A 14,458-nucleotide genomic window follows, 5' to 3' on the forward strand; every position below is an offset into this window, starting at 1 on the left:
CGAGGGGCTTACCCACTCACGATTCGAGCCATTGCGGCTTCGAGGAACCGCGCGGCGCCATGACCATTCGGTACGACTCCTTGGTCCGTGACATGACCACCTGGTCCGTCATCCCCTGGTAGGTGCCGAGCGGAGTCTCGGCCGTGAACAGGTCGGGAGCGACATAGGTGTGCTTTTCGCAGGATCCGGCGGTAGCTGCGGCATACGCCTTATCGAAAATGCCGAGCGAAAGCAGCCAGAGCACGGTCCGGGTCAGAGAGACGACGACTCGATAGCTGCCGCCCTCCTGCGCGCGCCGGCGCAGAGCCTCGAGCACACCGACCGTGCCGAGCCAGCCCACCACGTTGTCGCAAATGGGAATGATCGCAGGTGTTTTGGGGGTGGCGGGCGTGCCTTCGATGCAGAAGACGCCCGATACCGCGGCACCGATCTCATCGAAGCCGGGGCGGTTGGACCACGGGCCAGTTTCGCCATGGAGGACGACCTTCGCATGGACCAGTCCCGGCCGCATCGCGCATAGCTCTTCGGCAGTAAGACCGTGTCGTTCCAGATAACCGGGGCGCTTGTTAGCAAAGAAAACGTCTGCGTGTTTCAGCAGGTGGTCGAACCTGGCGCGATCTTGCGTGGAGTTGTCCAAGATGGTGGAGCGCATGCCGACCTGCACGTCCCAGGCGAAGGCATCGAGCTCGGTGTCGTTTGGCCGCCAGATGTTGAGGACGTCCGCGCCGTACATGGCGAGATCCCGGCCGATCGCCCCTCCCGCAATCACATGGCCCAATCCGAAAGCGCGGATGCCGTCCAACGGGTTCTTTGCGCCCTTCTTGAAGGGCATGGGATCGCTTTCACCGATCTTTTCCACGGTGATCAAAGGCATCGTCGAGAGGACTTCTATGTATTGCGGCTCATTGAGAAACTCGTCGAGAGTTCGCACCATCCCAAGCACCAGACCGTGTTCGGCCGCTGCCGCCTCCAAATCCGCTGCCCGCCATTGCAGGATCGCGTTCTCGATCGATTCAAGGCTGTCGGTGCATCTGAGGAACTTAAGCGTGTCCGTCTTCAACTTGGGATAGAAGTCCAACGCCATCACGTGCCGGCCATCGCGGGTTTTACGGAAGGGCGGAATTTCGAGGAATGCGTTGTTGGCAAATCCGCCCATCGAAGGGGGACGTCCGTTTATCGTCTCCCATTTCCCCTCGAAGAAACCGGCGAAGCGGCGGAGCGCTTTGCGGACGTCGACGTGGATGTCCTGTCCTTCCCCGGTGCTCTCTCGCCACAGGGCCGCGGCGGCGACGGACTTCGCGGCCAGGCCGATCGCGGCCATTGCGCCGAACCGATGCGGGCTGGGGACGATGGGGTCTTGCCCATAGAACGACAGGCGCCCTCCGCTGTCCGCGGCACTCAATCCGACGTCGCTGAGCACGTCGTTGGTGTGCGCCAGCAAATCGAACTCCGGTGAAGTCGCGGGGTTCTTGAGCACCGATTCGAGTGCTGTTGTCAAACGAGACTTGCCGGCATTCCCTCGAATACGGGCGGCTCCATTCGTGATTGCGGTACTCACGCCGGTTTCCTTCTTTTAGTGGTTGCCGTTTTGGCCTGCACGGTCGCCTTACGCGGCGCCGGCTTTCTTCTCCGTCCTGCTCGCGGCATTCGCTCGCAACTTGAGAAGCCCGATGATTACCTCGTTCTCTTCTCGGGCGAGCTCGTCGACGGGGCGTCCCGCGGCTTCGCGCAGCACGCCGTCAACGATGATTTGCTTGAGTTCGGGAGTCACTGCGGGGTCACCGAGGTTCTTCATTCCTGCGGTAAGCGGCTCCATGAGATGTTCCATGAAGTGTTCGATGCCGGCCGGTCCACCGCCCAAATGCCATTGCAGGCTTTGGCCCATGACGCCCCACCGAAGCCCGGGTCCGTAGTTGACCGCGATGTCGGTGTCCTCGACGCTGAGCACGTCTTGTTCGATGAGATAGAGCATCTCTTTGTAAAGCGCCGCTTGCAGCCGGTTGGCCACGTGCCCGGGAATCTCCTTGTGCAGATGGATCGGCTTCTTCCCGATCGACGCGTAGAAACGGATGGCTCGCCGGACGGCCTCGGGCGACGTCTTGGTACCGCCCACCACTTCCACCAGTGGAATGATGTGCGGCGGATTGAACGGGTGGCCGACGATGACGCGTTCGGGGTGCTTGCAGGCCGATTGCATGACGCTCGGCGTTATGCCGGACGAGCTCGAGGCGATGATCGAATCGACGGGCGCCGCCTCATCCAAGTCCGCGAAGAACTTCACTTTGAAGTCGGGTCGCTCGGGTCCGTTTTCCTGGACGAAGTCGGCGTTTGCCAGCGCCTGCTTCGAGTCTTCCGTGAAGCTGAGACGGTCGCGCGATGCGCCAGGCGACAGGCCGATTTCTTCCAGCTGTTCCCACGCCGCGTCGACATACTTGCGCAGATTGGCCTCCGCGTTCGGAGCGGGGTCGGTCGCCACGACCTCCAGCCCGCGTGCCAGATATTGCGCTGCCCAGCTTGCGCCGATCACTCCGGTCCCGACGACGGCAACACGGCGAATTTCTTTATCGAATGACATGATTTTGGTTCCTTTAGGCGGTTTCCGAATAGGCGACGCCGCTGAGGTTTCCCTGTGCGACGAGCAGGACCTTCTGATCCGATCCGTCGAGCTTGGCCGAAACGAGACTGCCTCCGAGGTCGGTGATGAACATGCGGTCGCCCTTCAAGTCGAGGGCGATGCCGATGCCTTCCATCAAGTGCGTGAAGAGGATCTCCGGAGCGGGGCGGCCGTTCGCGCCCGAATCCATCGGCGCGCGGTTCACCGTGTTGCCACGCGGCGGGTCACCCCTATCGGTCCAGTACATGACGCGATTGTCGAGATCGAGCTCCAGATCGATCGGCTCGGGAAGCCCGTCGTACAGAACTTCGATGTCTGTTCGATCAGCCGCCGTCTGTCCCGGGGGAATGTCGATGCCGGCGCGGTAAAGGCGGCCCTCGCCTGCGTTGTCGGAACCTTTTTGCGTCCAGTAGACCTTGTCGCCCTCGACATCGACGGCCACGCCCACGCACCATTTCGTGGCATCGGGCCCCGGCCGTGGGTCGCCCTGGCTCGTGTCCACAATGGTCTCGATGTTCGAACCGTCGAGATTGGCGCGCATCAGGCGCATGCCCTCGCGGTCACACCAGTAGAGCTTTCCGCTCTTTTCTTCAAGCTGGATTTGCTTGGGCGTGAACGTGGCGCCACGGGGAACGATCGTCTGGCGGTTCTGTCCGTCGAGGTCGGCTCGCTCGATGGAGCCGTCGTTCGTCGTCGGGTCCCCCATATTTGTCCAGTAGATGTGTCCCGCCGCGACGTCGACCGCGATGCCATCGGGGTGTCTGCAGTCGGTGACGATGACCTTGCGGTCGGAACCGTCCGAGTTCATCGAGACCACATGGTTGTTGCTGAGCACGAGAAGGAATAAATGGCCCACTGTGGGCTTTTCGGCGGGCACGGCTTCTGGTGCCTGCATTTGTGCACTGTCCATGTGCGCTAACTCCAATACTGAGTGGGTTGACATGGCGGCCGTCGGATGCCGCTCTGAGCCGCGCGATTGCATCCCGTCCTCCTCAAGCTCGACGTCCGTACTCAAAAATTCCTCAACGCTGGCGCCCATCCTCGATTGCCGGAAACCGCCAACGGGCACTCCTGCTAGCGGGAAGCCAATAGCGGCGCAGGGCTTTTCGTATCTCGCCACCTGTTCGCGTTACGACGCGGCAACGATCTCCTCCAACTGTTCAACACTGATACTGGCGGTGGCCTGCTGCTCGGTGATCGTGAGCTGGCCGCGATGCGTGCTCAGGAACGTCACGATCCACGAGATCAGCGTGGTGGTCCTGCTTTTGAAACCCACCAGGTACACCAAGTGCAGGAGCAGCCAGGCCAGCCAGGCGATGAACCCGCCGAACTCAACCGGGCCGATCTTGGCAACTGCCGAGAACCGCGACACCGTCGACATCGATCCCTTGTCGAAGTACTTGAACGGCTTGCGTTCGGCGGGATCGGCGCCCTTGAGCTCTGCCTTGATCGCCTTAGCCACGTACTTGGCACCCTGGATCGCGCCTTGGGCCATGCCGGGCACCCCGTCCACGTACGCCATGTCGCCGATCACGAACACGTTCGGATAGCCCGGAATCGACAAATCCGGCAACACCTTGACGCGGCCGGCACGGTCGACCTCAACCGCGGACTGGTCGGCGAGGTCTTTGCCCAACGGGCTGGCCGACACGCCCGCGGACCACACCTTGCATTGCGATTCAATGCGTCGGGTATTCCCGTCAGAGTCCTTGACTGTCAGACCATTTGCGTCAACGTCCCTGACCATCGTGCCCAGCTGAATCTCGACGCCCATCTTCTCCAGCCGGTTCTGGGCCTTCTTGCCGAGCGCGGGGCCCATCGGCGACAGCACCGCAGGGGAGGCGTCGAGCAGGATAACCCGCGACTCGGCGGAGTCGATGTTGCGAAACGAGCCTTTCAGCGTGTCGTGGGCCAATTCGGCGATCTGGCCCGCCATCTCCACACCTGTAGGACCCGCACCCACGACGGTGAAGGTCAACAGCTTCTGTCGGAGCGCGGGATCGCTGGTGAGCTCGGCCTGCTCGAAGGCCCCGAGGATGCGGCCACGCAACTCCAGCGCATCGTCGATGGTCTTCATGCCGGGCGCGAACTCGGCGAAATGGTCGTTGCCGAAATAGGATTGGCCCGCCCCTGCCGCGACGATCAACGTGTCGTACTCGATCGTGTAGCGATGGCCGAGCACCTCAGAGTCCACATAGCGGCCTTCGAGGTCGATGCGCACGACGTCGCCCAGCAACACCTTGGCGTTCTTCTGCTTCCGCAGGATCACCCGGGTGGCAGGGGCGATTTCGCCCTCGGAGATGATGCCCGTCGCGACTTGGTACAGCAGCGGCTGGAACAGGTGGTGCTGGGTCCGGGCGATCATTGTGACGTCGACGGGCGCGTGCTTCAACGCCTTGACAGCGGTCAGCCCGCCGAACCCGGAACCGATCACGACAACGCGATGCCATTGTTCCTCTGCCACTTCGCCTCCTCTTGCTGCCATTAGGCGCACCCGTCGTGGAACAGACCAAGGGCGCACGCCGGACGAACTCGTCCGCACTCGCTAACCGCAGTCCATGCTTTCAAGCATCGAGTGCCTTAGGCGTAAACGCCTCACCGCTGACACCCATATCCGCCTACGGAAAACCGCCCGACGGGCGTACCGCTAACGGGAAGTGGATGGTGATTTCAGAGCATGAAGCTGCCTAGGCGTCGGCACGGGTGAGTGGACGCCGTGGTCGGTGTCATGGATCAGCGGCCGGTCGTGCACGCCGCCCGACAAGATCACGTAGTGAAGAGCGATACGACGGCTCCGGATCACCCTTCGTTGCGCCAGGTCAACAGATCAACGGCTTGCTCGGAAGTGTGTTGGGACAACGGCGTTTTTCTTACTCTGCCGCCTTAGTCGGCGAAGCTAGAGCCACAGCTGTGGCATAGAGGTCACCCGCTGTGGCTTAGCTCTTGCGGCGTTGTGGAAGTTAGTGTAGCGCAGCAAATTTAGCCGGCAGATACAGGTAGTTCTCAAAAATGGCGAATCCGAGTAGTGTGTCTTCGTCGAGTGTGAAAGATTCAGAAATACGCCCTTTCGCGAAAGAGGCCGTCATTATGTCCGCTCCGCACTCCGCGTCATCACCGCAGTCCGATCAGTCGTCGCCACAACCGTTGATTGGAAGGGCATGGCTTCAAGGTGTCGCCTTGGTGATGATCTTCGGTTTTCTGGTAATGGGTGTCCTGGCCTACCGCACCTACTCGGCATCGATGCCGTTGCCGGACAGGGTCGTCAACGAAGCGGGGCAGACGCTATTCACCGGCGACGACATCAGTCGCGGCCAAGAGCTTTACCAGGCCCGCGGACTCATGGAGTATGGGTCGGTGCTGGGCCACGGCGCCTACCTGGGACCCGACTACACCGCCGAATACCTGCGGATGGCCACCGATGACGTTGCCGGTCAATTGCGAGCGCTGGGCGTAGCCGACCCGCACGGCCGGGTCGTCACCGAGTTCCGCACCAACCGGTTTGACCCCGCCACCCGGACCCTGGTCTTCACTGACCGGCAAGCCGCGGCTTTCGACCACATCCAGGACTATTACGCCGCCTACTTCGGTGAGAACTCCACCAAATACGGTCTGCTGCCGCACATGATCACCGACAAGGTACAGATCCGCGACTTGACGGCGTTCTTCGCTTGGACGGCCTGGGCTGGGGCGGCCGAACGCCCCGGGCACAAATACAGTTACACCAATAACTGGCCGGCCGAGCCGCGAGTCGACAACGGTCCGACCGCACCCGTGATCGTGTGGTCGGCGCTGTCGCTTATCGCGCTGCTGGGTGGTATCGGGGTCATGTTCGCGGTTTATGGGCGCTGGAGCCAAAAGATCGGGTGGCATGGCGCCGAGACGTCGACGCTGTCGTTCCGCCAGCCCGGCGAAGTTAGCTTGACGCCGGCGCAGCGGGCCACGATCTGGTTCTTTGCGATCGTGTCTGTGCTGTTTCTGGCGCAAACGCTTTTGGGCGCTGCCGCCGAGCACTACCGGGCCGATTTGTCGAACTTCTTTGGCCTTGACCTGGCCAGGGTGCTTCCGTACAACTTGGCCCGTACGTGGCACCTTCAGCTGGCGCTGTTTTGGACCGTGGCGGCGTTTCTGGGGGGCGGCATCTTCCTCGTCCCGTTCATCTCCCGTCGCGAGCCGCGCCGTCAGGCGCTGCTGGCGTACGTGCTGTTGGGTGCGGTCGCGGTGGTGGTGTTTGGCTCCCTGATTTGCGAGGCGCTGTCCATTTACGGCGTGATCCCCCAGCACACGCTGCTGTCCCAGCAGTGGGAGTACCTCGACCTGCCCCGGCTGTGGCAGGTCCTGCTGATCGTCGGCTTGTTTGTGTGGATCGCCATAATCTGGCGCGGGATGCGCGCCAGGCTCAAAGGCGAACCGAAGATGAACATGCCATGGGTGTTCTTCTTTTCAGGACTGGCGATTCCGGCCTTCTACGCAGTCGGTCTGCTGGCCGGCAGCGGCACCCACTACACCGTCGCCGACTTCTGGCGGTTCTGGGTGGTGCACTTGTGGGTGGAGGACTTCCTCGAACTGTTCACCACCGTCATGGTGGCCTACATGTTCGTGCTGCTAGGCGTGGTGCGCGAACGAGTCGCGCTGGGTGTGATCTTCCTGGACATCATCCTCTACTCCGCGGGCGGCGTCATCGGCACCATGCATCACTTGTACTTTTCGGGCACCCCGGTGGAGCACATGGCGTTGGGGGCGTTCTTCTCGGCGGCCGAAGTCATTCCGCTCACCTTCCTGACCGTCGAGGCGTGGGCTTTCTTGCAGCTGGGGTCGCGCCAACAGTCCGGAACCAGCAAGCCCTTCCCGCATCGCTGGGCGGTGATGTTTCTCGTCGCCGTGGGGTTCTGGAACTTCCTAGGCGCAGGCATCTTCGGGTTCCTGATCAACCTGCCGGTGGTGTCCTACTACCAGATCGGGACCGCACTGACCGCCAACCACGCGCACGGCGCGATGATGGGCGTATACGGCATGCTCGCCGTCGGCTTGGCCATGTTCGCGTTCCGCTACGTGATCCCGGCCGACAAATGGCCGGAGAAATGGGCGCGAATATCCTTCTGGTGCATGAACATCGGCCTCGCATGGATGGTGTTCGTCTCCCTGCTGCCTCTGGGTGTGCTCCAGCTCTACCACTCGGTCAGCGACGGCTACTTCGAGGCGCGGTCGCTGGGCTACATCACCAAGCCCGGCAACGCGGTGATCGAATGGTTGCGGATGCCCGGTGATCTGATTCTCATCGTCGGCGGTGTGTTGCCGTTCGTCTGGATCGCCTGGACCGCGTTGCGAAATTTCCGCTCGGGTTCCACCGTTCAGGAGATGCCAGACCATCCGCTCTACACCGAGTCCGTCACCCCGGGTCGGCCGGAGGCGACGGCCGATTCCGTCGCGGAGAACTGACCGATGGCGCCGCCGGCTGCATCGGTCTGGCTGATCGCAGGATATAGTTTGGCCCTGCTGCTCATTGGGTGGTGTTTCGATGTGATGGCACGCCATGCCTCGGTGCGTGCCGCACGGTGGCGCACTGGACAATTCGTCTATCGGCCCGATCATGACGCCTGGGTGTGCCCACAGGATCACTGGCTATGGCCGACCTCTTTCGACCCCAAGCATCGTGTGATGCGATATCGCGCATCGCCCGTAGTGTGCAACAGCTGCCCGGTCAAAGCCCAGTGCACGACATCGGAGCACGGCCGCGAGATCAGCCGCGAGGTCGACCCGTGGCCACATTCGGATGCCGGGCGGTTCCACCGCGGGATCGCCTGCTGTGTCGCCGCTTTCGGGGTTGTGCTGCCATTGGCCACACTGATCGCCAGTCACTCGGTAACCGAGGTACTGGTGCTGTCCGGCACCGCGCTGATCGTCGTCCTGCTCGGACTGCCCCTCGCGCGGCACCTGTGGAACACCCCGTCCAATGCGCCGGACCACCTGCCGCACCGCACAGCGGTCGAAGACCAAGTGGCCGCCGCGATCGACCGCTATTCCACTCGGTGGGGAGGTTGGCAAGATAAGGAAGGCGAGTAGGGGACGACAGTCATGGCCGGAGTGCTAATCGGCATCGTCGCAGTGGTGACTGTGGCGCTCGTGGTGCTGGCATTTGTATCGCTGGCGGTATTGCGCGAATATGAACGCGGAGTGGTGTTTCGGATGGGCCATGTGCGCCCGCTGTATCATCCCGGGCTCTGCGTCCTGATCCCGCTGGCAGACAAGATGGTTCGGGTCGACCAGCGGCTGGTGACGCTGACCATTCCGCCACAGGAGGTGATAACCCGTGACAACGTGCCGGCTCGCGTGAACGCGGTCGTCATGTTCCAGGTGATGGACCCGCTGAAAGCGATCCTGGCGGTAGAAAACTACGCGATCGCGACCTCCCAGATCGCGCAGACGACGCTGCGTTCACTGCTCGGCCGGGCCGACCTTGACACGTTGCTGGCACACCGCGAAGACCTCAACAGCGATCTGCGCACGATCATCGAAAAACAGACCGAACCTTGGGGTATCCGTGTGCAGGTTGTCGAGATCAAAGATGTCGAGATCCCAGAGTCGATGCAGCGAGCGATGGCCCGCGAAGCCGAAGCCGAACGGGAACGCCGAGCCAAAGTCATCAACGCCCGTGGCGAGCTACAAGCATCCGAGGAGCTGCGGGAAGCCGCTGAGACCCTGTCGAAGAGCCCGGCATCACTGCAATTACGCTATCTGCAAACACTTCTAGAGTTAGGAGCGGATCAGAATTCGACGGTGGTGTTCCCCCTACCGGTCGACATCATCACACCGTTCTTGAGGCACCCAGAGGTGTTGCGAGACATCGCCGGCACGATGAGCGACGGACGCTGAGGCCACTCAGATCGGTCTGTCAAGATGTGCGGGCGCTCGGGCACGCCCGGCGACGATCCTGATGTGATCAATGATGGTGGGCCACAGCGGTTTTGCAAGGCCCGTCGGGATGCAGCGCCGATCCCGTCCCGAAGGGTGGATCGAACCGAATTCCCTCTTCCCGCGTTGCGTGCACATCGATACCTGCGTCAACGCAGTCCGCTGAACGTTCGTCATTTTGTTCGCTGGCTGGCCACACGGAACAACACCATCGATGAGATGTTCCGGGGCCCGATTGCTGAGCGCGCGAAAATTCAAGGTGCCCGCATTGCCTGGGCCATGCAGTAACATCAGCCGCCGGGCAGTTGCACGGATGCCAGGTCTCGGGCGAGTACGCACCCTATGCGGCCACCAGAACCACGGGCCCAGCGACCGGGCGAGTGGCATCACCAATCACAGCCGCATGACGAGCATGGTGAAAACCAGCCCGATGGCGATGGTGGACCCGGCCCGCCCAATGTCTTACACGTCGCTACACGCCAACGGCGGCTGAGTGGCCACCCGATCCCGGCCGGCACCGCGCTGCCGTGATGGGCGAATTGGCAAGCTAGACAAGCGATGACGCGGCCGGTGAACTCGACCGAGACAGCCCCGCGCCGTGCCTTGGAGCAGGTGGACGGAACCGTCTTGCCCGCGCGAAATGATTCCTGCTCCGCGATTACCCCGGGCGTCGGAGGGTATACGGGCCGGCATGACCGCGCGCGGCGAGACCCGTGACCACGAGACGGCGGACGCCGTCACGCCGTCGTTCGAGGCGGTGGTGTCGTCGTGGGGCGAGCCGGTGCGTCGTGAAAGCACGTACGGCTGTCAGCGGCCGGCGAGCTGGCTCGCGCCGCGCCACAAGCCCTGCGGTGGTCATCAGTCGGTGTGCACACTCCACTACCGCAAGTGGGTGCGGGCCGCGGTGGTCAGGATCGCCCGCTCCGGCCGCATGCGGTGCATCTACTGCGGCCAGAATTTCAAGTCGATCGAACAGTGCATGTGTTTCCGGCCCCTCTGAGCCGTTGACCCGGCGGTTGCGTCACAGCGGCGGAACGGCGGCCGGGGCAACACCGGCCGTGGACCTGTCGGCTCGAGGTCGGCTGAGCACTCGTTGTGGCCACCAGAACCAGGGGCCGAGCAACCGGGCAAGCGGCATCACCAGGCACAGCCGCATGATGAACATGTCGAAGACCAACCCGATGGCGATGGTCGACCCGGCCTGACCGATGTTCTTCACGTCGCTGGACAGAAGCGCGAGCATCGTGCCGGCAAGGACCAGGGCGGCCGTGACCGCCACGCTCAGCGAACCCGCTATCGCACGGATCATCCCGGTCTTGACGCCGGCGTCGAGCTCTTCCCGGTACCGGGAAAGCAGCAGCAGGTTGTAGTCGCAACCCACCCCCACGAGCACGATGAACGCGATGGGAATGTTCAGCCAGTGCAGTTGTATGCCCAGGAACGTCTCCCAGATCAGCGATGCCAATCCCAGTGAACCGGCGAACGAGAGCACGACGATGAAGAGCACCAATATGGACCCGACGAGTGCCCTGGTGATGACCAGGACGATGACGAACACCAGGCCGAACGTCGCCAGCATCATGAGGATGAGGTCGTTGTGGGAGAAGTCTTCGACGTCACGGTAGGTCGGCGCGGCGCCGGCCATGTCCAATTTCGCATTCGACAGCGCCGTTTGTTTGATGGCTTCGTGCGCGGCGGCCGTTGCATTCCTCGTCTGCTGAATGCCTGCCGGGCTCATGGCCTCGCCATCGTGGAAAACCATGAAACGCGCGCCTTTTCCGTCAGGAGTCATGAAGAAGTCGAGACCGACCTTGAAATTCTCCGTTTCGAGCGACTCTGGCGGCAGAAAGAAGAAGTCGTCGTTTTTCGCATTGTCGAATGCCTGCGCCATGTCGATCATCGGATGAATCATGACTTCCATCTGCGGAATCATGGCGTGCAGCGTGCTTTGCGTCGCCAACGTCAGCGACTGCATCGCTCGCATTTCCTTGACCATCGTTCCCATGTGTTCGGCCATGGCGTGCATCGCGGGCACCATCTGGGGAGTGACCGTGTCGATGATGGCCAGACCCTTCACCAGGTTGCCAAGCTGTTCGCTCACCTGGTCGACGTTGTCGATCGTTTCGTTCAGCGACCGGAGGGCCCAGCAGATCGGGATGTCATAGCAGTGCCTCTCCCAATAGAGGTAGCTGCGCAGCGGCCTGAAGAAGTCGTCGACGTTCGCGAGATTGTCTCGCGCTTCGTCGGTGATCGCGCGCATTCGCTCCGTCGCCTCGCGCGACAGGTGGGTGCCGACGGTCAGCTGGCTGGTGAGATCTTCCAGCCGGCCGGTGAGCTGTTCCAGCTGGGTGGTCTCCTCGATCAGTCTGCCCATGTGGTCGGCCGTCGTGTCGATCTCGGCGACCCGATCCTTGAAGAACGCGAGGTTCTCACCGATCTTCGTTCCCATCGAGCCCATGGAGAAGGGAAGCGAGGCGTGCTCCAGGGGCCGGGCGTTGGGCCGGGTGATGCCCTGCACCATCGAGATACCCGGAACCCGCAGCACGGTCTTGGCGATCCGGTCCAAGGTGATCAGGTCCGTCGTATTGCGCATGTCGTGATCCGCGCTGACGTAGAGGCTGTCGACGGACAACTGGCTCTTCGGGAAGTGCCGGTCCGAGGCCGCGTAGCCTTCGACGGACTCGACGGTCGCGGGCGCGAAGTCTCGGTCGTTGTAGCTCACCTTGTAGGTGGCGAGATTCATGACGCAGAATGGGACGACGAGGAGAGCGATGAAGATGAACGCGGCCGGCCACCGTGTGATGGCGGTGCCCAGCCTGCGCCACATCGGGCTCGTCGGGCTGATCCGCTGCAACCATTTGATGTGGCCGCCCAGTGCGAGCATTGCGGGGCCGAGGGTGAGGGCGGCGACGACGGCGACGACCATCCCCACGAAGCAGGGCGGCCCCAGGGTGCGGAAGTAGTTCAGTTTCGTCAGGCTCAGGCAAAGGGTCGACCCGGAGATCGCCAGGCCCGAGCCCAGGATGACGTGCGACGTGTTGGCGACCGATTCGTAGTAGGCGGATTCCTTGTCGTGTCCCGCCCGGCGCGCTTCGTTGTATCGGCCGATGAAGAAGATGCCGTAGTCGGTGGCCACGCCCAGGACCAGAGCTACGAGCATGTTCATCGCGAAGGACGAGATGCCGAGGACGTGCAGCCCGACGAGGAACGAGACGACGCCGCGCGCCGTCGCCAGGATGAGGAGCACACCAACCAGCGGGATGAGGGCTCGGGCGACCGAGCGGTAGGCGAGCAGCAGCATGACGATGATGACGATCACCGACACGATGGTCAGCGTGAACATGCTGTCATCGGCCGCGGCGAGCGTATCGGTGTTGAGTGCGGCCGGTCCGCTGACATAAGTGGTGAGGCCGTGCGGCTTCGGCACCTTCGCCACGATGTCGCGGATGGCCTCGATCGACCGGCTCGAGGTGGCGTCACCGGTGTCTCCCGTGGGGCGGACGGTCAGCGTGGCGGCCTCGGCGTCGGCGCTCTGCTGACCCGATTTCGTCACCGGCTTGCCCCAGAGGTCCAGCAGCGACTGCACGTGCTGTTTGTCGTTGCGAAGGCGGCGGACCACCTCGTTGTAGTACTTGTGGTCCTGGTCGTCGAGCTTGCGGCCCTGCGTTTCGAACAGGATGACGACCGCACTGGTGTAGTCGGATTCGCGGAACGCGCTGCCCTGGACGAGCGCGGCCTGCGACGACGGGGAATCCCGCGGCACCAGTGCCTTCGCGTTGGCCTTGGTGTTCTCCTCGATGGAGGGCACGAACACGTTCACCGCGATACCCAGCAGCACCCAGAACACGACGATCGGCACCGCGAACTGGCGGATCAGCCTCGCGGCGCGGGGACGCTTGACTTCTTCCTCCGTCTTGATGGGGACGGTCGGCGGCTCCGGCGCTTGCTCGTTCATGCCGCGGTCACCGTGCACGCGACGGCGGCGCTCTGGTGGGAGACGACGTGCTCGTCGCGCACCTGGCCGTCGACGAGGATGCGACACCCGGCCGAATCCCCGTCAACCTGCATCACGAGGCTCAACGTCGCCGAGGGCGACATCGTCGTCTCTGAAACTGACCAGGGCAGCGCGGTCAGCCGGACTTCGATCGGCTGGCTGTCCAAGTTGGCGTAGACCACCTTGCCGCCGCCGCCGAGGGTGCCGTACGCCTCGTAGGTGACGTTCTTGGGATTGATCTGGACGACGGTGGCCGGAAGGGAGCTTGTCGTGGCCGGATGGCTGATGCTCTCGTTGTTGCCCCGGACGGTGTTGACGCCGTAGGCGACGACCGCGAGGACGGCGAGAATGACGATGGGCCGCCAAAGCTTACCAAGGACCCGTTTGTTACCTCGTCTCGTGGGTCTGGCGCTCATGCCGATCCTCCTCCGGACCGTTCACCGTCTGCGCAAAATTGGAGGCAAGCGTCCAAGGCGGGTCCCTGGACCCTTCCTGGATCTTCAGGATTCGGTTGTGTGTGCATAGTAAACCGCTAAAAAGCAATTGGCAGCAACAAGTCGACGCTCGTCGAGAAGTGAATTCCACTGTCATCCAACACAACGGTGACGATTCGTCAGCACCGCGAATACCCGCTAGCAGGGTATGCCGATTGCCGTCAGCGGCAACGACAGGCCCTCGCGCCGGCGGCATGCTTAGTGGCGAATGCGGTCCGCTAAGCGCGTGCTGCGAAAAGCCTTGTCATCAAACCCTTTCAGGGAAGGAGCATCATGCCGTCCATCGAGTCTGTACTAGGAGCGAGCAATGACTGACCAACTGATCGGCTCGCACAACGGGCTGCACAGCGAGCAGGGCGCGCTGCCGGGTGAGCACCCGGGCCGCTCGGCCAACCCGGTGATCAAGGTCCACGACGTCGTCTGGCTGGAATTCGAGAAGCCGGACCT

At 62.7% G+C, this 14,458-nt stretch carries 10 protein-coding genes and 2 pseudogenes; 6 read left to right on the forward strand and 6 right to left on the reverse strand.

The annotated features are described in order from the left end of the window. Positions 1-16: 16 nt before the first annotated feature. The 4 genes from VMD50_RS10320 to VMD50_RS10335 all read right to left on the reverse strand — a co-directional run bounded on the left by VMD50_RS10320 (position 17) and on the right by VMD50_RS10335 (position 5,078). On the reverse strand, positions 17-1,558 hold the full coding sequence (locus tag VMD50_RS10320) for a CoA transferase (protein ID WP_325427435.1): 1,542 nt from the start codon (positions 1,556-1,558) through the stop codon (positions 17-19). A gap of 48 nt (positions 1,559-1,606) precedes the next feature. Further along, a complete protein-coding gene (locus VMD50_RS10325; RefSeq protein WP_325427437.1) occupies positions 1,607-2,575 on the reverse strand; it encodes a 3-hydroxyacyl-CoA dehydrogenase NAD-binding domain-containing protein in 969 nt (322 codons plus the stop codon). Between the two features lie 13 nt (positions 2,576-2,588). Continuing rightward, positions 2,589-3,653 carry a 3-hydroxyacyl-CoA dehydrogenase gene (locus tag VMD50_RS10330; protein WP_325427439.1) on the reverse strand — a complete coding sequence of 355 codons (1,065 nt, stop codon included), beginning with the start codon at positions 3,651-3,653 and terminating at the stop codon, positions 2,589-2,591. 90 nt (positions 3,654-3,743) lie between these two features. Further along, positions 3,744-5,078: an NAD(P)/FAD-dependent oxidoreductase gene (locus VMD50_RS10335; protein WP_414686040.1), complete on the reverse strand. Its 1,335-nt coding sequence runs from the start codon at positions 5,076-5,078 to the stop codon at positions 3,744-3,746. A 623-nt stretch (positions 5,079-5,701) separates the two neighbouring features. Between VMD50_RS10335 and VMD50_RS10340 the strand changes: the two genes are divergently transcribed. The 5 genes and pseudogenes from VMD50_RS10340 to VMD50_RS10360 all read left to right on the forward strand — a co-directional run bounded on the left by VMD50_RS10340 (position 5,702) and on the right by VMD50_RS10360 (position 10,523). Continuing rightward, positions 5,702-8,050 carry a nitric-oxide reductase large subunit gene (locus VMD50_RS10340; protein WP_325427443.1) on the forward strand — a complete coding sequence of 783 codons (2,349 nt, stop codon included), beginning with the start codon at positions 5,702-5,704 and terminating at the stop codon, positions 8,048-8,050. Positions 8,051-8,053: 3 nt separating this feature from the next. Beyond that, positions 8,054-8,674 (forward strand): hypothetical protein, encoded by a 621-nt coding sequence (locus VMD50_RS10345; protein ID WP_325427445.1) that lies wholly within the window; start codon positions 8,054-8,056, stop codon positions 8,672-8,674. A 12-nt stretch (positions 8,675-8,686) separates the two neighbouring features. Further along, on the forward strand, positions 8,687-9,484 hold the full coding sequence (locus tag VMD50_RS10350; protein ID WP_325427447.1) for a slipin family protein: 798 nt from the start codon (positions 8,687-8,689) through the stop codon (positions 9,482-9,484). 162 nt (positions 9,485-9,646) lie between these two features. Next, positions 9,647-9,811 (forward strand): annotated as a pseudogene (locus VMD50_RS10355) (globin family protein); the annotation flags it as partial. A gap of 403 nt (positions 9,812-10,214) precedes the next feature. Continuing rightward, positions 10,215-10,523 (forward strand): hypothetical protein, encoded by a 309-nt coding sequence (locus VMD50_RS10360; protein WP_325427449.1) that lies wholly within the window; start codon positions 10,215-10,217, stop codon positions 10,521-10,523. A 21-nt stretch (positions 10,524-10,544) separates the two neighbouring features. Here VMD50_RS10360 and VMD50_RS10365 read toward each other — a convergent pair whose 3' ends face one another. Together VMD50_RS10365 and VMD50_RS10370 are read right to left on the reverse strand one after the other, a co-directional pair. Next, positions 10,545-13,478: an MMPL/RND family transporter gene (locus VMD50_RS10365; protein ID WP_325427451.1), complete on the reverse strand. Its 2,934-nt coding sequence runs from the start codon at positions 13,476-13,478 to the stop codon at positions 10,545-10,547. After that, entirely contained in the window at positions 13,475-13,933 is a 459-nt protein-coding gene (locus tag VMD50_RS10370; RefSeq protein ID WP_325427453.1) for an MmpS family transport accessory protein, read from the reverse strand. Before VMD50_RS10370 ends, VMD50_RS10365 begins: the two co-directional genes overlap by 4 nt. A gap of 385 nt (positions 13,934-14,318) precedes the next feature. On the opposite strand from VMD50_RS10370, the pseudogene VMD50_RS10375 reads away from it, so the two are divergent. Beyond that, a pseudogene (locus VMD50_RS10375) lies at positions 14,319-14,458 on the forward strand (VOC family protein); the annotation flags it as partial.

Source organism: Mycobacterium sp., assembly GCF_035506235.1.
Lineage (GTDB): Bacteria > Actinomycetota > Actinomycetes > Mycobacteriales > Mycobacteriaceae > Mycobacterium.